Here is a 17370-nt window from a genome sequence, read left to right as displayed (position 1 = left end):
CGAGGCCTGCCGCGCGGGGCCGGCGCCATGCTATGTTTTCGCGACGCGCTTTCCCGGAAAACCCCATGCGTATCCTGGTCAATATCGACGTTCCCGATCTCGAGCAAGCCATTGCCTTCTACCAGGACGCCTTCGGGCTGGTCCTGCACCGACGCCTGGGCCCCCAGGCTGCCGAAATGCTGGGCGCCACGGCCCCCGTCTACCTGCTGGAAAAGGCCACCGGCACCCCGGCCGCGGGCAGCGTGCGCCAGCCGCGCAACTACGCCCGCCACTGGACGCCGGTGCACCTGGACGTGGTGGTCGACGATGTCGATGGCGCGGTGCAGCGGGCGGTGACGGCGGGCGCGCGGCTGGAAGATGCCGCCGTGTCGCACGCGTGGGGCCGCATTGCGCACCTGGGCGATCCGTTCGGCCACGGCATCTGCATCCTGCAGTTCCTGGGCCGCGGCTACGACGCGCTCGCGCCCGCCGCGCTGCGCGACCTGCCGGTCACCGAGGCCGATTTCGAAGCCCTGCTGGCCATCCGCATCGAAGCCATGCGGGACAGCCTGGAACGGCTGGGCCGCTTCGATCCCGAGCGGGCGCGGGCGCGGCTGCGCAGCACGTTCCGGCCTGAACATACCTGGATCATCGAGCGGGACGGCGCACGCGTGGGCTTCTATGCCCTGCGCCCGGACGGCGACGGGCTGCGTCTGGACCACCTGTATGTGGTGCCGGCCGTGCAAGGGTTGGGGGTGGGCGGCCAGGTGCTGGACCGCTTGCTGCGCGATGCCGACAGCCGGGGCCTGCCGGTGCGCGTGGGTGCGCTGCGCGGCAGCGACTCGAATCGCTTCTACCGCCGGCACGGCTTCGTGCAGGTGCAAGAAAGCGAGTGGGATATCGATTATCTGCGCCCTGCGCCGGGGCGCGGGGCCTGATGCACCGCCCGCGACCGGGGCCGGCAAGGCCCCGGGTGGCGGCGGAGCGCGCCGATCAGGTGCGCGGCAGGGTGACGCCGGTCTGGCCCTGGTATTTGCCGCCGCGGTCGCGGTACGAGGTCTCGCAGACTTCGTCGCTTTCCAGGAACAGCATCTGGGCGCAGCCTTCACCGGCGTAGATCTTGGCCGGCAGCGGCGTGGTGTTGGAGAATTCCAGCGTCACGTGGCCTTCCCATTCGGGTTCCAGCGGGGTCACGTTGACGATGATGCCGCAGCGCGCGTAGGTGCTCTTGCCCAGGCAGATGGTCAGGACGCTGCGCGGAATGCGGAAGTATTCCACCGTGCGGGCCAATGCGAACGAGTTGGGCGGAATGATGCAGACGTCGCCCTTGAAATCCACGAACGAGCCTTCGTCGAAATTCTTCGGATCGACGATGGTGGAGTTGATGTTGGTGAAGATCTTGAATTCGTCGGCGCAGCGCACGTCGTAGCCGTAGCTGCTGGTGCCGTAGCTGACGATGCGCCCGCCATTGGCCGTGCGGACCTGACCCGCTTCAAAGGGTTCGATCATGCCGGCTTCGGCCTGGCGGCGGATCCAGCGGTCGCTTTTGATGCTCATGGTGGCAGAGTGCTTGGGATTGAATGGGCCTCATTTTATCCCGAGCGCGCCGCCCCGTCCCCCAAAGGGCCGGGGCGGCGCCCCGTCAATCGCCAAAGAAGGTGCGGTAGACCAGCGCAATGCCGTTGACCGAGCCGCCCTTCAGGTCCAGCGACAGGCCCCGCGCCAGCCGATAACTGGCCCGTCCGACGGTGTCGCTGCCGGCCAGCGCCTGCTCGACGCTCAGGGTGATGCCGTTGGCGAACGACTTGCTGGCCACCAGAAATTGGGTTGCCAGCTGGCTGTCGCTGTCGCGGTTGACGTCGCCCGCCACGGTGCGGTCGGGCAGGATGCTGCCGGAGCTGCCCAGGTTGCCGGTACGCACGCTGACGTCGTCCAGTCCGAACTGCTTGTAGAACGGCTGGCCGCCGCCCAACAGGGCCGTGCCCACCGACAGCAGCAGCGCGGCGTCGCTGCCGCTTTCGTCCGGACCGCGGCCCAGCAGCAGCCACGAGAGCTTTTCGACGTCGCTGACGTCCGGGTAGGACACCAGGTCGATACGCGGACGCTGGGCGGTGCCCACGACCTTCACGCCGGCCTCGACCTGCTCGCCCGTGCGCAGGGCCTCGATATCGAGCAGCGGATTGTCCAGCCTACCCTGGAAGGTCAGCGTGCCGCGGCGCAGCCGCAGCTTCTGGCCATAGGCCTCGATGCCGCCGCCGCGGGTGCGCAGCGCGCCCACGCCGGTCAGGCGGCCGTCGTTGAGAAGAATCTGGATCGACCCGAGCAAGCCGGCGTCCAGCCCCATGCCGGTGATGTAGAAACGCGGCCCCATGTCGAACTTCAGGTTCATGCTGGTCTGTAGCGGCGTGGAAACGGTGCCCGGGTCGTCGCCCGCGCGCCGCACCTTGACGTCGTCATCCAGCGACGGCACGCCCTGCAGGATTTCCAGGCTGAACCAGCCGGCATCCGCCTTCAGGTCGCCGACGATGTCGATGCGCGGCATCTGCGCAGTCAGGTCCACCGTGCCGGACACCATGGCGTAGCGGTCGGACCGCTGCAGCGCCGGGAAACGGTACAGGGTCAGGCGCACGTTGCCGCCGCCGTCAATCAGGTTCCATTGGCCCCGGGCTTCGGCATAGCCATCCTTGGCCTCGGGGTTGGTGGTGATCCATTCCTTGGTGCGCCATTCAGCCGGCATGACCCGCAGCGACGCCGGAAAGCGCAGGCTGTCCAGCACCAGCTTGTCGCCGTCCAGGCGCGCCGACAGCTTGCCTTCGATCAGGCGCACGCCGTCGTCGATCCGCACCACGCGCAGCTTGTCGCCCCGGATCGCGCCCGTGGCGCTCCATTTGCCGGCCAGCGTGCCCTGGGCCTCGAGGTTGGCCTTGACCTGGCCGCCGATTTCCATCGAGTCGCCGATGAAAAGGCCCACCCAGGCCAGGTCGGTGATGTCGGCATCCAGCTTGGCGCGGATGGGCTGGCGCGGGTCCAGCGCCATGCCGCCCTGGGCGTTGACCAGCAGCACCGCGTTGCCGTTGCCGGATATCTTGCCCATTTTTTCGGTGGCCAGATCCAGCTTGGCGTCCAGGCGGCTGGCGTTGGCCGCGGTGGGCGTGGCGGTCAGGTCCAGCACCAGCGCCTTCACGCCCAGCGGAATGGGCGGGTCGCCCGGGATCAGCAGGTCGCCATCGCGCCGCGCGATGCGGGCGCGGCCGGCCAGCCGGCCGTCGAACTTCAGGTCCCACAGCACGTCCAGCGCAATGCGGCGCTGGCCCTCGGCCACCATCGCGTTGACGCGCTTGGGGCCCTTGTTCAACTTGGCCGCCGCCTCGGGATCGACCGCGGCGATGACCTGGCGCGCCATGGCGGCCGTGATGATGAGGTTGTCGGACTGCCCGGCGGTTTCCCAGCGCTTGGCGTCGCCGCGCGAACCCTTGTGGGCGATGACCAGTTTTTCCTTGCCGGGCAGCGACAGGGCCAGCGCGGTCTGGCCCACCTGCCACTGCCATTGCGGCGCCACCGCCGACGGCAGGTATGACAACGTCACGGGGCGCTCGGTGGCGACCGTGAACCCGGCAGTGTCGGCCGACAGACGCGAGAACGTACCGCGCCAGCCGGTCAGGGCGGCGTCGGCATCGCCCGCCGGCCCCTTGCCCCAGCCCCCCGCAAACGTGATGGCCGCCTGGGCCCGCGACTGCCCCAGCACGCCGGGGCGCGGCTTGGGCGGGTTGTAGCCCGCAGTGAATTCGCCCTTGTGCGCGGCCGCCGTGCCGGTCAGCTTGCCCTTCAGGTCGGCCCCGCCCGGCAAGCCGGGCCAGAAGGCGTCCAGCTGCGGCGCCTGGGCGTCCAGCGTCAGGGCGCCGTCGGCGGCGCCGACTTCGCCCTGCGCCCGGATGCGGTTGGCGCCGAGCTTGAGGTCGATGTCCAGGCCGTGAATGCGCAGGCCGGCGAGCAGGTCGTCGACGGGCGTGGCGGGGTTGGCTGCGGCAGCGGAGTTGGCGGCGTCCGTGGCTGGCGCAGCCGGATTGGCGGCGGGTTGCGCGGCGGCGTTCGCTGCCGCCGCGGGGGTTGCGGCGGATTGGCCCGGCGGTGCGGCGATGTCCACCTGCGCCTTCACCGTGCCGGTCAACGGCTGCTTGTTCCAGCGTGCGCCGTCTTCGAAGCGCAGGTCGATGGCGGCCTGGCGCAGCTGGCTCAGGTTTTCAAGTTCGGCGCTCAGTTGCGCGTTGGCGCTGACCACGGCCGGCGGAATCGCGTCGCCCAGCCAGTGCGACAGGTCCAGGCCCCGCGCGCCCAGCGTACCGGCAATGCGGTCACGGCCGGGGCGGTCAGGCACCGCTTGCAGGTCCAGGCGCGCCGACAGGGACGACTTGTCCGGCAGCTGCGCGTCGGCCCGAGCGCTGCGCAGCACCAGGGGCGTGCGCGGCGCCAGGTCGGCCACCACATCCAGCGCCAGGCCGGCGCCGGTGCCATCGAGCTTGGCCTGAATGCTGTCGAGCGACCCCGCGGCATCGGCGCGCAGCACCACCTGGCAGGCCGGCGCAGGCGGGCCGGCCAATTCGATGGCGGCGGCCTTGCCTTCGTTTTTATCCTTGCCCGCGCCGTCAGCCTGGGCCTTGGCAGCGCCGCCCTGTGCTTTCTTCGCGGCGCCCGACGCGGGTTTGGCGGCGCCTTGCGCCTTGGGCGCATCCGCCGAAGCCTTGGCCGCGGGCGCTTTACCGACCGGCACGAACTTGCCGCTCAGTTGATCGGCCTGGCACAACGGCGAATCCGGCCCCGTGCCTCGCGCCGCCACGTCCAGGCGCGCGGCGAAGGGCCACGGGTCCGCCAGCCCCAGCAATTCAGCCTGGCCGCTGACCTGGGCCTGTCCGACCTCGTGTCCGACCCGCAGGTTGGCGATGCGCAGTTGCGCGCCGTTGGGGCCGGCCGCGAAGGTGGCGGTCAGGTCGCCCAGCGTCACCGGCAGCGGCTGGCCGTCTTGCAGCAGCTGGAATTCGCCAAGCGCCAGGCGGTCCACCGCAATGGTCACCGGCAGCGATGGCAGGGTGAAGGGTTCATCGGACGGCGGTTCGGCGGGCGCGTCGGCGCTGGACGTCAGCGCCACGTCGACCGTGCGCGCCGAGATCTCGCGCACGTGCAGCAGCCGGTCGCCCAGCGCACGCCAATGCACATCCAGGCGCAGATCGCTGATGCCGATGCGGGTGCCGCCAAATTCCAGATCCAGCCGGCCGACGTCCAGGCCGCGCAGGATCGAACCACGCACCTCCAGCGCCTGGCCGTCCAGCTGCTGCGCCGCGGTGGTGAGCAGCAGCCGCGACCCCGTCTGCGAGGCCAGCAGCCAGAACACGAAACTGCAAGCCAGCACGGCCAGCATGGCCAGGCCCGGCAACCACCAGACCAGCACATGGCGCAGGAATCTGCGCAGCGCCGTCAAAACGCGATCCCCAGCGAGAAGTGCAGGCGCAGGTCGCGCTCGCGCTGGCCGTAGGCCACATCCAGGAACAGCGGGCCGGCCGGCGTGCGCACGCGAGCGCCCACGCCGTAGCCCACCGACATCGACATGTCGCTGAAGGACTGGGCCGCGTCGCCGGCATCGACGAACACGCCCATGCCCCAACGCTCATTGAAGTAGTGGTCGTATTCGATGCTGCCGACCACCAGCGACGGCGCGCCCACCGTGGCGTTGTCGCGCTTCAAGCCGATGCTCTGGTACTTGTAGCCGCGGATGGAGCGCGCGCCGCCCGTGCGAAAACCGAAGTCATCCGGCACCTGCACGTTGCCATTGGCCCAGACACGGCCGACTTCGCCGCGGATGGTCAGCACGTCCAGCTTGCCGATGGGCCACCACTTCTGGGCGCGGAAGCGGGCGCGGGTATAGGGTTCACCGGTATCCAGCGTGACGCCCACGCCACCGCCCAGCGCGATCAGGTTGCCTTCGCGCGGGTCGTATTTGTTGTCGACGTCGCGCCGCAGCCACTCGCCGGTGGCGGTCAGGGTGGGCAAGGTGTATTCGTCGCCGCCGTCGATCTTGACGTGGTCTTGCGCCAGCAAGAGGCCCCAGCGGGTTTCGTAGGTAACGCGGCTGTCGCCGGCGCCCTTGCGTTCCTGGCTGCGGGTGGCGCCCAGGGCGTAGCGGGTCACGTCCAGGCCCTGGATGTCGGAATGCTGCGCCAGCACGCCGATCGAATCCTTGTAGCCGCGCTCGGTGGGCGGCAGGTAGATGTCGGTGTAGACGCGTTGCTGCAGCCGGTCGACGCTGAAGCCCGATTCCATCGTGACGGGCTGGCCGAACACCACGTTCTGGCGGTACAGCGATTCCAGCCGCACGCCGGCCTCGTCGTCCACCCCCAGCGAAACGGAAAAGCGCTTGGGCGGCGCCTCGACCACCCGCACCTGCACGGGCAGGGTCACTTCGCCATTGGAATCGTAGGTGGCGGGCGGCGGTGGCATCGCGCCGGACACCACGGGATCGCCGGCCGGCGCGGATTCGGCCGCGTTGGCCGCGCCCGGCGCACGGGCCCGGTCCGACGCGGGTTCGGCGGGCTTCTGGGCGCCGCCGGGCTGGCGCAAGGCCACGAAGGCGCCGCGGAAAAACGCCGTGGATTGCAGGTCCTGCTGCCATTCATCCAGCCGGTTCTGGTCGTAGGGCGACCCCGGCGAATACCGCACGTAGCGCGTGATGAGCTTGTCCGGCACGCGCTCGAGCCCTTCGGTGCTGAGTTCGCCCATGCGCACTTGCGGGCCACTGTCGATGGTGACGCGCAGCGCGGCCGACGCGGTGTCGGCCTGCACTTCGGCTTCGGACGTGGTCATGCGCGCCAACATGAAGTCGCGCACCGAGACCTCGTCCAGCAGCGCCGACTTGGCCTTGTTCCAGTCGCTGTTGATGAACGGCTGGCCGACCTTGAGCAGCCAGTCGTCGCGCAGCTTCTGCACGCGGGCGGCGTATTCCGGGCGGGTGATGCGGCCGGTGAAGGTCAGGTCGACCGACGACACCATGGTGCGCTTGCCCGGAACGATGCCGATGTCCCAGGTTTCGCCGCCGATGTCGGTGCCGGCTTCGAGCGTGACGGTGGGGCTGAAGTAGCCCTGCGTGGCCAGCGCGGCCAGCGTCGCGTCGCGCGCGCGCCGCCGCAGGCGGTTGATTTCACCGCCGTCCTGGTCTTCGGCCAGGCGCGCGATGGCATCCACGGCCTCGGTGATCGACTGCAACGCGGCCGGCGGCACGCCACCGGGGTCCACGATGATCTCGGGACGCTTGGCCGCGGCCTCGCCCCCCACCATGCAAAGTCCAGCCAGAAAGGCCCGGGCCGCCCACCGCATGCGTCAGGTCGGCTGCTGCACGACGATGGACGGGAATTTCCCGGCCATGTCGCGGGGAAGCGCCGCGACGCCCGCCGCGAGTTTCCGGGCGATGCCGCGGTACAGGGCCGCGGCTTCGCTGGCGGGGTCGGCCACCACCGTGGGCGTGCCCGCGTCGGTCTGCTCGCGGATCGCCAGCGTCAGGGGCAGGCTGCCCAGCCAGGGGGTGTCGTACTGTTCGGCCATGCGGCGTCCGCCGCCTTCGCCGAAGATGTGTTCGGCGTGGCCGCACTGCGAGCAGATGTGGATCGCCATGTTCTCGACCACGCCCAGGATCGGCACGTCGACCTTCTGGAACATGCGCAGGCCCTTGCGCGCATCGAGCAGCGCCACGTCTTGCGGCGTGGTGACGATGACCGCGCCCACCACCGGCACCTTCTGCGCCAGCGTCAACGCCACGTCGCCCGTGCCCGGGGGCATGTCGACGATGAGATAGTCCAGGTCGCGCCAGTTGGTCTGGCGCAGCAGCTGTTCAAGCGCCTGCGTGACCATCGGACCGCGCCAGATGGCGGGCGAGTCGGCATCGATCAGGAAACCGATGGAGTTCGCCTGCAGGCCGTGGCCGGTCAGGGGTTCCATGCTTTTGTTGTCCAGGCTTTCGGGGCGGCCCGAAATGCCCAGCATGGTCGGCACGCTGGGGCCGTAGATGTCGGCATCGAGCAGGCCCACCTTGGCGCCCTCGGCCGCCAGGGCCAGGGCCAGGTTCACGGCCGTGGTGCTCTTGCCCACGCCGCCCTTGCCGGAGGCCACTGCAATAATGTTGCGCACATTGGGCAGCGGCTTCAGGCCCTTCTGCACGGCATGCGCGGCCACCTTCCAGGTGACGGTCACCTGGGCGCCGGGCGCGCCGGCCGCGGCCAGCGCGGCCACCGCAACGTCGCGCACCTGATCGCGCACGGCGTCGGCGGGATAGCCCAGTTCGAGCGTCAGGGCGACACGGTCGCCCGCCAGTTGAATGTCACGATCTTTTACAGATACCCCCAAGTCCAGGCCGGTGTTGGGGTCTTGCGCGGCGCGCAGCGCAGCGCGGATGTGTTCTATCGTTATACTCATATCACTGTGGTTCCGTAGGCAGCGCGGCTTCTGCGGGCCGCCATCCCCTAAAGGATAGCGGAATACGCGGGAACCTTTCGCTGCGTTTTGCATCCGACCTTCATGACCAATACTCTCATCCGCTTCTTCCGTGCCGTCTTATTCGCCGCCCTGGCCTTGATCGGCATGGCGATGGCGCTGGTCTTCATGTTGTCCACGGCCATCGCCGTGGCGATCCTGTACGTCGTCGCCAAGGTGCGCGGCAAGCCTTTCGGCGTTCGCGCCTATTGGAGCCAGCGCCAGGGCGCCCGCCAGGGTCCCTTCCAGTCCGCCAGCGCCCCGTTCGCCACGCAGCCCCGCGGCGACGTGATCGACGTCGAGGCCCGCGAGATCCGCTAAGCACGGTTTCGCAGGCGCCCTGCCGGCCGCCTTGCGCGCACCGGCCGCCGCGCCGCATCCGCCTGCCCGGCCTCGGTCCGGCCCCCTGACCGGCACCCGGCCCGTTTCTCGTTGCCGTCCCTCAACCCGCCTGGCGCCTGTCCGCGACCATGCGGGTTGTGCCGTTTCAGGCACGCGCCCCGGCACGTCGCCGCCGTTGCCCTAAAATGGCCGGCCAACCCCTCTTTTCCCCTCAACCTCTATCGACAACCATGTCTCGCACCCTTTTTGTCACCACTGCGCTGCCCTACGCCAACGGATCTTTCCACATCGGCCACATCATGGAGTACATCCAGGCCGATATCTGGGTTCGTTCGATGCGAATGGCGGGCCACACGGTGCACTTCGTGGGTGCGGACGACGCGCACGGCGCGCCGATCATGTTGAAGGCCGAAAAAGAAGGCATCACGCCGCAGGCGCTGGTCGCCCGCTACGCGGCCGAGCGGCCGCAGTACCTGAACGGCTTTCACATCCGCTTCGACCACTGGCACAGCACCGATTCGCCCGAAAACGTGGCGCTGTCGCATGACATCTATCGCAAGCTCAAGGCCCAGGACCTGATCGAGACCCGCTCCATCGAGCAGTTCTACGACCCGGTCAAGGGCATGTTCCTGGCCGACCGCTACATCAAGGGCGAATGCCCCAAGTGCCACGCCAAGGACCAATACGGCGATTCCTGCGAGGTCTGCGGCGCGGTCTACGCGCCCACCGACCTGATCAACCCGTACTCGGCCCTGACCGGCGCCACGCCGGTGCTGAAGTCGTCCGACCACTTCTTCTTCAAGCTGTCGGACCCGCGCTGCGTGGAATTCCTGCAGAAATGGACCAACGGCAGCAACGTCAACGGCGGCAAGCACCTGCAGCCTGAAATGCTGGCCAAGACCCGCGAATGGCTGGGCGCCGAAGACGGCGAGGCCAAGCTGGGCGACTGGGACATCTCGCGCGATGCGCCGTACTTCGGCATCGAGATCCCCGACGCGCCGGGCAAGTACTTCTACGTCTGGCTGGACGCGCCGGTGGGCTACCTGGCTTCGCTGAAGTCGTACTGCGACCTCAAGGGCCTGGACTTCGACGCGATGCTGGACCCGGCCGGCACCACCGAGCAGGTGCACTTCATCGGGAAAGACATCGTCTACTTCCACGCCCTGTTCTGGCCTGCAATGCTGAAGTTCGCCGGCCGCAAGACGCCGGACGCGGTCAATGTGCACGGCTTCATCACCGTCAGCGGCGAGAAGATGTCCAAGAGCCGCGGCACCGGCATTTCGCCGCTGCGCTACCTGGAAATCGGCATGAACGCCGAATGGATGCGCTACTACATCGCCGCCAAGCTGAACGCCCGGGTCGAAGACATGGACTTCAACCCCGAAGACTTCATCGCCCGCGTCAACAGCGACCTGGTCGGCAAGTACGTCAACATCGCCAGCCGCGCAGCCAGCTTCATCACCAAGCACTTCGACGGCGCCCTGGCCTATTCGGGCGACACCGCCGCGCTGTCGGCCGAATACGCCGAACAGGCCGAGTCGATCCGCGCCGCCTTCGAGGCCCGCGAGTACAACCGCGCCATTCGCGAAATCATGGCCTACGCCGACCGCATCAACCAGGCGTTCGACACGGCCCAGCCGTGGGTGCTGGCCAAGGGCATCGCCACCGCCGACGACGCGCAGAAGGCCGCCCTGCAGGACATCTGCTCGCGTTCGCTGGCCGGCTTCAAGGCCCTGTCGGTGATGCTGGCCCCGGTGCTGCCGGCCCTGGCCGAGCGCGTGGCGCGCGAACTGTTCGCCGCCGACGCCAACTTCACCTGGGCCGACGCCGCGGTGCTGCCGCAGCGCGTGGCGCCGTTCAAGCACCTGATGCAGCGCGTCGAACCGCAGATGCTCGAAGACCTGTTCGAGCCGCCCGCCGCCCCCGTGGTGGTGCCCGGCGGCGAGCCGCTGGCCGAGACCATCTCGATCGACGACTTCGCCCGCGTCGACCTGCGCATCGCGCAGATCGTCAATTGCGAGCACGTCGAAGGCTCGACCAAGCTGCTGCGCCTGACGCTGGACGTGGGCGAAGGCCGCCACCGCAACGTGTTCTCGGGCATCAAGTCGGCCTACAAGCCCGAAGACCTGATCGGCAAGCTGACCGTCATGGTGGCCAACCTGGCCCCGCGCAAGATGAAGTTCGGCGTATCCGAAGGCATGGTGCTGGCCGCCAGCCACGCCGATGAAGCCGTGGACGCCGGCATCTACGTGCTGGAGCCCTTCCCCGGCGCCAAGCCCGGCATGCGCGTGCGCTAAGCCGGCCTTCGGCGCCCGCACCAACGACAAGCCCGCCATTCGGCGGGCTTGTCGTATTTGGGGCGGCCCGCGTAGGGCGGCCCGCGGAGGGCGGCCCGCGCAGGACGGTCAGCGTGGCTGCTGCGGCCCGGCGTCAGTCCCTGCTGGGGGCCAGCGCCGGGTCCAGCGAAATGCGCTCGTCGAACACGAAGCACTTGCCGTCAAAGCCCGGGCCGCCGGTTTCCTCGAAGTACTTGAGAATGCCGCCGTCGAGCTGGTAGACGTTGGGGATGCCCGCCTCGTTCATGTAGATGGCGGCCTTTTCGCAGCGGATGCCGCCCGTGCAGAAACTGACCACGGTCTTGCCTTCGAGTTCGGCGCGGTGCGCCTGCACGGCGGCGGGAAACTGGGTGAAGCGGTCGATGCGCCAGTCGATGGCGTTCGTGAAAGTGCCTTCGTCGACCTCGAACGCGTTGCGGGTGTCCAGCATGACGACGGGGCGGCCGTCGTCGTCGACGCCCTGCTCAAGCCAGCGGGCCAGCGTGCGCGCATCCACGCCCGGGGCACGGCCGGCCTCGGGCCGGATCGTGGGGTGATCCATGCGGATGATCTCGCGCTTGATCTTGACCAGCAGCTTGCGAAACGGCACCTGCGCGCTTTGGCTGAACTTGACTTCCAGGTCAGCAAAACGCGCGTCGGCCCGCAAGGCCTGCAGAAACGCGTCGATGCCGTCGGCCGACCCGGCCAGGAACAGGTTGATGCCCTCTTCGGCCAGCAGCACGGTGCCCTTCAGGGCGGCCTCGCCTGCCCGCTCCAGCAGCCGGGCGCGCAGCTCGGGCAGGGCGTCCAGCGAGACAAATTTGTAAGCGGCGATATTGACGACGGAAGACATGGCAAAGCGGGGCGTAGGACGGCGAAGGCCGTAATAGTAATCGCTGCCCCGCCCTGCCCGCTTGCCGCAGGTCAAACCGGGCGGTCAGCGCCGGACGATTTCCTGTTCCACCACGGCGTCCAGCACCCAGCGCAGGCCAGAGGTGTCGGCAGGCGGATTCGGGTCCTTGATCTCGACCACGCGCAGGCGGTAGCGGATGCCGGGCTGGAAGTTGAAGCCGGTGATGTCGCCATACCAGAGCTGCCAGGGCTGCGACTGGCTGTCGCGCACCTGGTAGCAGGTGGTGCGGCCGGCGCCGCCATTGCAAGGTACGCGTTCGGCGTTGACGTACACCAGCTTGGTCGGCCCGACCTGGCCGCCCGCGACGGGGTCGATGCGGCGGCCGAAGTCCAGCGTATCGCCGGTGCTGAGCACCCAGCTCATGCGCTGCGGGTTGTTGGTGTTGTCGAACGACGTGGCGGTAATGCGCGTCAGGCTGGCCAGGAATTCCTGTTCGAGCTGCATGTTCACAGGTGCGCACGCCATCATCGTCGCCACGGGGTTGGACGTGATGATCAACTGGCCGTTGGCCACGGTGTAGGGCGCGTTGTACGCGTTGCAGCCGGAAAAGCCGCTGGCGCGCGTGGCGCCCTGGTCGTGGATGAAGCTGATGGTGAGCGGACGCGAATTGGACGACGGGTGCGGGATTTCACGCAGTGCACCGCCCGGGCGGGTCCAGCGGGCCAGGTCCCAGCTGGTCTGCGCCAACACGTCCGACGCCGAAGCGGGCTGGAAGCGCGGGTCCCGTCCATCCGCGGTGCGCTGCGGCGGCGCCGCGCAGGCCGCCAGGCCAAGACTGAGCACGCAAGGCGCGATCCAGCGCAGGGATGAAGACAAGGGCATGGGATTCTCCCGCAAGAAACTAGGGCTTGTTCAAAGCCGGCGGCCCCTTGCACGGCGCCATTGCGGCAGTCGGCCGGGGCCCCGGGCAGCGCCCATTGTAGGCGCGCCCCGGGCGGACGCCGCGCCGCGCAAAACAGACTGAAACACCTGGCCCGGCGGGCCTCAGGGCGTGGGCGGGTCCTGGCGGCGTTCGAATTCCAGCACGTCGCCGCCGCGCAGATTGAAGGTCAGGTGGCGCGGCGCGCCACCGCTGTCCAGCGTGAAGGTATCGATGGCGCCCAGACTGCGCAGGTAGTCGTTTTCAAGGGCCGCGCGCTCGGCCGGCACGCAGGCCATGCGGGTGGCGCCGCGCGCCTGGATGAAGAGCTTGCCGGCTTCGAGCTTGTACGTGCCCATGTAGCGATTGCAGCCCGAAAAACCGCCCGCGCGGTATTCCTTGCCCTGCGCCAGGAAGGTCAGTTGTATCGGTTCGCCGTTGTCGCCATGGGGAATGTTGCGCAGCCCGCCCGAGGCCTGGGTCCAGCGCACCAGCTCCCAGCTGGTCTGGGCCAGCGAATCGGCGCTGCTGGCTGCGTTGGCCGCAGCCGCGCCCTGGGCGCGCGCGCCCCCTGTGGAACCGGCGCAGCCCGCCAGCGCCGCGGCCAGCAGCCCGACGCCCAACAGGCGGCAATGCGAAGACAGGAAGGAAGACATGGAACAGCACTCCTGAATAGACACACCCCCAACTGTAACCGCCATGGGGCCGGCGCGTCCCGGGCCTCCCCCTGACAGCCGAATCCGAAAGCGGCAAGCGCCGTCCTCCCTGCGCAGGGGGGCCTGCATCGTACGCCGCATGGCGGCGGCCCTTTGCGGCGCGCAGAATCGGCTGACCCCCGTACGCGTCTGGCATGAGCCGGCGGCGGGCCCGGCAGCACATAACAACGACGACCGGAGACACGGCGATGGGCTTTTTACGAACCTTGCTGGCGCTGTCCGTGGTGCTGGACCACCTGGGCGGCGGCACGACCGATTGGCTGGTAGGCGGCCGCCTGGCCGTGCAGCTTTTCTATGTGATTTCCGGCTTCCTGATTTCCTATGTGCTGACCGCCACCGACCACTACCAGGGTTCGGTCGGACGGTTCTATGCCAACCGGGCCCTGCGCCTGTATCCCGTGTACCTGGCGGTGGCGGCGCTGACGCTGCTGGCGCATGCGGCGGGCGGCGGCGCGTTCTGGCGCTTCTACGATCACCTGCCCTTTGCGGCGGAGCTGTTCCTGGGCGTGTCGAACCTGCTGATCCTGGGGCAGGACTGGCTGATGTTCTTCGGCATCGAGCACGGCGCGCTGGCATTCACCGGCAGCTTCGCCCACAGCGAGGTACCGCTCTACCAGGGCCTGTTGGTGCCGCAGGCCTGGACGCTGGGCGTGGAGATGAGCTTCTACCTGATCGCGCCCTTCGTGCTGCATTCGCCGCGCCGCCTGCTGGTGCTGCTGGCGGCGTCACTGGCGCTGCGCGCGGCGCTGGTGGCCACCGGCGTGGGTCTGGCCGATCCGTGGACCTATCGCTTCTTTCCGACCGAGCTGGCGCTGTTCCTGATCGGCTCGCTGTCGCACCAGGTGCTGCTGCCGCGCTGGCAGGCCTGGACGCGCCGCCTGCCGCGGCTGCCCGAGATCGGCACCGCCGTGCTGCTGCTCTACGCGCTGGCCCACTTTTCCATCGGCCTGCCACACACCATGCGCGATGCGCTGGCGGTGGTGCTGTTTGCCGCCCTGCTGCCGCTGGCCTTCCTGTTCCAGTCGCGCCATCGGCTGGACAAGGCCATCGGCGAACTGAGCTATCCGATCTACATCTGCCACGCGCTGGTCATCCTGTTCTTTGGCTGGCTGCTGGACGGCGCACAGACACGCCAGCCGGTGATGTTCACCGTGCTGGTGGTGGTGGGCTGTATTGGCTTTGCGGCGCTGCTGAACGCGCTGATCGCGGACCCGGTCGAACGGCTGCGGCGGCGCTTGCGCGCCCGCGGCGAGGCGGCCGATACGGCAGCGGCCGACGGCAGCCGCGAAGGGCGTGCGGATACCATCCAGCCGTCCGGCAGGGCGGAAACCGCGCGCAGGATCACGCCCGCGCCGCACGCCCGCGCGGTCCCTTCCGGCCGCACCGTGGGGACTATTCGCCGCGCGCCTTGATGTAGGCCGCCAGCACCTGCTCGATCTGTCGCTTTTCCTGCAGGCTCAGGCGGGCATAGGTGGCGTAGGAGACGGTTTCGAAGGGCCAGGGGGGCTGCACGGCGCAATCGCCCTGGGCGGGCGACGGTTCGGCATAGGCCGGACTGACCATCGGGCCTTCGCCCGTACTGAGCCACATGGGATTGACCCGTAGCGCCCGGGTCAGCTTGATGAGTGCGTCGCTGGAAGGCTGCAGGCGCTGGCCGCTTTCGTAGTTGCCGATGGCGCTTTGCGACAGGTTGCTCGCGACTGCCAAGTCCTTCTGTGTCCATCCCTGAAGCATTCTTGCGTTGCGCAGACGATGGCTAAACGTGTCCAATCGATCAACCTGAGACATTAATATGAATTTATTTATTTGATTAAAACATCTCAATACTGCCGTCAAATAAACGGATTACACCCCAATTCCCGGGCTAATCCGTAAATCGCGGCGCGCACCCCCACCCGCCTGCCACGGCGCGGCCGCGGCGTTGCCGGGCACACTCGGCATCTTGTAAAAAAACCATTGCTATCATCGGCTTGCGGGCTACAGCGGGCGCTTGGCCTGTCGCCCCGGCCCTGAGCGGGCCCGGGCGACCACGCCATTAAAACCCGCCCGAGTTTATGTCGCCTCGCCATAAAAAATAAAAAATAATGTATCGGTAATACTTAATATCTTATGGTCGCAAACACGTGAACGAACAGCGTTTCAGGCGCTTTCCATGAATTGGCCTCGGCACGCGTGTTACTACCGGAAACTACAGAAACGTATCTTCACAAAAAAACACGCCCGTGTTTAAATGAAACACGGGCGTGACTTCCATGCGGAATCGGATCATCGGCGGCCAGAGCGCAACACGCTTGAGCCAGGCGCCGCCCCAGACCCCGACCGCGGCCTCGACCGGCCGCGGCCCAGACGCTGATCGACAGTCCAGTTCATTTCAGGGCGGTCGACACTGAAAGCCCTAGCCCGCCACCAACAACACCGCCAGATGCCGCCACATCATGGCGCGCAGCAAAGGGAGAGGGGCATGACACGCAATGATCACGCTGTCGTTGGCGCAGGCGGGCATCCATGAACAACACGCTGGATGTCATCTTTCTTGGCCAGGACGACGCCCGGCATGCCCGGCTGGTCGAGGCCTTGTCCCATCTGGGTTTCAGCGTGCGCCGCTGCCATGACCTGGCCGACGTCTACGACCGCTATTCGCGCCGCCCCAGCCCCCTGGTCATCCTGGAGGCGCCCCTGCCCGACATCCACAACGCCGCGGTGCGGCTGCGCGCCATCGACCGCAGCCTGGGCATCGTCGCCATCGCGCCCTTTGGCGCCGAGGAAAACCGCATCCGCACGCTGCTGTGCGGCGCCGATGCCTGCCTGCCGCCGGAAGTGACCGGGCTGGAACTGGCCGCCGTGCTGCAGGCGCTGGTGCGGCGCGCGGTGGGGCTGGACGGGGCCGACAGCGGCGCCGAGCCTGCGCTGCCCGACGAACCGCTGCAGGAAACCTGGCGACTGGCCAACAAGGGCTGGACGCTGATCAGCCCCACCGGCCGCCAACTGGGTCTGACCACGGGCGAGCGCGACTTCCTGACCAAGCTGGTCAAGGCGCCCGACCGCAAGGTCAGCCGCGACGCCTTCTACCCGGACGGCGCCGAAGATGCGGACGGTGCCATTACGCGGCGCCGCTTCGTCGACGTGATGATCAGCCGGCTGCGGCGCAAGGCGACCGCCAACCACATGACGCTGCCGATCCGTGCCGTGCATGGCTGGGGCTATATGTTCGCGGCGGATATCGCGCTGGAACTGGACAATCGGGAGGGGGCAGAGGAAGGGCGTCCGGACGGACTGGAAGATTCGCGGCGTTATGCGCTGGATGCCAACGCGCCGTCTTACTGATACGCTACGGGCCAGGACGCTGGCGCCAGACGAAAAAAACGCGGCGCTGCCCCGAAGGTAAGACGCCGCGCTAAAACAACACGTGAGCCTGGAGTCATCAGCCGGCACTGATGCCTTCTACCTAGATCACGCGATTCCAACATTCGTGCCTCATACTACTCACGCACGGACTGGCCGTGAGCCCGGGCGGGGTCTCTAGTCCCCACTCAAGCTGCAGCGTGATCAACGCCCGGGTGATTCGTCCGCCCTAGCAGCTGGCGGGCTTGTCGCCCGTATCAGCGGTGTTCCTCTCGGATAGCCGCGTGATGAAAGAAGTTTAGGACGTCGGGCGCAATTCAAGTAATTCTTTGTTGATAGCCTTCTATACATATTGGATATAGGAAGCCTGCCGCGCTGCCCTATAGAATGAGC

Annotated in this window: 13 protein-coding genes; 5 read left to right on the top strand and 8 right to left on the bottom strand. The window is 68.0% G+C overall.

The window, feature by feature from the left end:
• The first annotated feature begins 65 nt into the window (after positions 1-65).
• Positions 66-917 (top strand): GNAT family N-acetyltransferase, encoded by an 852-nt coding sequence (locus HV798_RS02825; RefSeq protein WP_175191426.1) that lies wholly within the window; start codon positions 66-68, stop codon positions 915-917.
• Between the two features lie 55 nt (positions 918-972).
• Here HV798_RS02825 and dcd read toward each other — a convergent pair whose 3' ends face one another.
• From dcd to apbC, 4 genes are all read right to left on the bottom strand, one after another.
• Positions 973-1536: a dCTP deaminase gene (dcd, locus tag HV798_RS02820; RefSeq protein WP_025139383.1), complete on the bottom strand. Its 564-nt coding sequence runs from the start codon at positions 1534-1536 to the stop codon at positions 973-975.
• 85 nt (positions 1537-1621) lie between these two features.
• A complete protein-coding gene (locus HV798_RS02815) occupies positions 1622-5452 on the bottom strand; it encodes a translocation/assembly module TamB domain-containing protein (protein ID WP_425486114.1) in 3831 nt (1276 codons plus the stop codon).
• On the bottom strand, positions 5449-7341 hold the full coding sequence (locus HV798_RS02810; RefSeq protein ID WP_175191427.1) for an autotransporter assembly complex protein TamA: 1893 nt from the start codon (positions 7339-7341) through the stop codon (positions 5449-5451). The genes HV798_RS02815 and HV798_RS02810 overlap by 4 nt, the downstream gene beginning before the upstream one ends.
• A gap of 3 nt (positions 7342-7344) precedes the next feature.
• On the bottom strand, positions 7345-8433 hold the full coding sequence (gene apbC, locus HV798_RS02805; protein WP_025139380.1) for an iron-sulfur cluster carrier protein ApbC: 1089 nt from the start codon (positions 8431-8433) through the stop codon (positions 7345-7347).
• 102 nt (positions 8434-8535) lie between these two features.
• Between apbC and HV798_RS02800 the strand changes: the two genes are divergently transcribed.
• Together HV798_RS02800 and metG are read left to right on the top strand one after the other, a co-directional pair.
• Positions 8536-8811 carry a hypothetical protein gene (locus tag HV798_RS02800; RefSeq protein ID WP_025139379.1) on the top strand — a complete coding sequence of 92 codons (276 nt, stop codon included), beginning with the start codon at positions 8536-8538 and terminating at the stop codon, positions 8809-8811.
• Positions 8812-9062: 251 nt separating this feature from the next.
• Positions 9063-11129 (top strand): methionine--tRNA ligase, encoded by a 2067-nt coding sequence (metG, locus tag HV798_RS02795; protein WP_175191428.1) that lies wholly within the window; start codon positions 9063-9065, stop codon positions 11127-11129.
• Positions 11130-11262: 133 nt separating this feature from the next.
• Here the strand turns inward: metG and HV798_RS02790 are convergent, their stop codons facing one another.
• The 3 genes from HV798_RS02790 to HV798_RS02780 form a co-directional block, all read right to left on the bottom strand.
• Complete coding sequence (locus tag HV798_RS02790; protein WP_175191429.1) at positions 11263-12000, bottom strand: sulfurtransferase; 738 nt, start codon at positions 11998-12000, stop codon at positions 11263-11265.
• Between the two features lie 84 nt (positions 12001-12084).
• Positions 12085-12882, bottom strand: coding sequence for an META and DUF4377 domain-containing protein (locus HV798_RS02785; RefSeq protein ID WP_175191430.1), 798 nt, complete (start codon positions 12880-12882; stop codon positions 12085-12087).
• 162 nt (positions 12883-13044) lie between these two features.
• Positions 13045-13575, bottom strand: a complete 531-nt coding sequence (locus HV798_RS02780; RefSeq protein ID WP_175191431.1) for an META domain-containing protein — start codon at positions 13573-13575, stop codon at positions 13045-13047.
• Positions 13576-13823: 248 nt separating this feature from the next.
• On the opposite strand from HV798_RS02780, the gene HV798_RS02775 reads away from it, so the two are divergent.
• Positions 13824-15047 carry an acyltransferase family protein gene (locus HV798_RS02775; RefSeq protein ID WP_175191432.1) on the top strand — a complete coding sequence of 408 codons (1224 nt, stop codon included), beginning with the start codon at positions 13824-13826 and terminating at the stop codon, positions 15045-15047.
• Here the strand turns inward: HV798_RS02775 and HV798_RS02770 are convergent.
• Complete coding sequence (locus HV798_RS02770) at positions 15028-15423, bottom strand: helix-turn-helix domain-containing protein (protein WP_175191433.1); 396 nt, start codon at positions 15421-15423, stop codon at positions 15028-15030. The two genes, HV798_RS02775 and HV798_RS02770, sit on opposite strands and share 20 nt — an antisense overlap.
• A 717-nt stretch (positions 15424-16140) precedes the next feature.
• Here HV798_RS02770 and HV798_RS02765 point away from each other — a divergent pair.
• Positions 16141-16959, top strand: a complete 819-nt coding sequence (locus HV798_RS02765) for a response regulator transcription factor (RefSeq protein WP_175191434.1) — start codon at positions 16141-16143, stop codon at positions 16957-16959.
• Positions 16960-17370: the final 411 nt, after the last annotated feature.

It is taken from the genome of Achromobacter deleyi, assembly GCF_902859705.1.
Taxonomy (GTDB): domain Bacteria; phylum Pseudomonadota; class Gammaproteobacteria; order Burkholderiales; family Burkholderiaceae_B; genus Achromobacter; species Achromobacter deleyi.
This window is presented reverse-complemented; position numbering and strand designations above follow the sequence as displayed.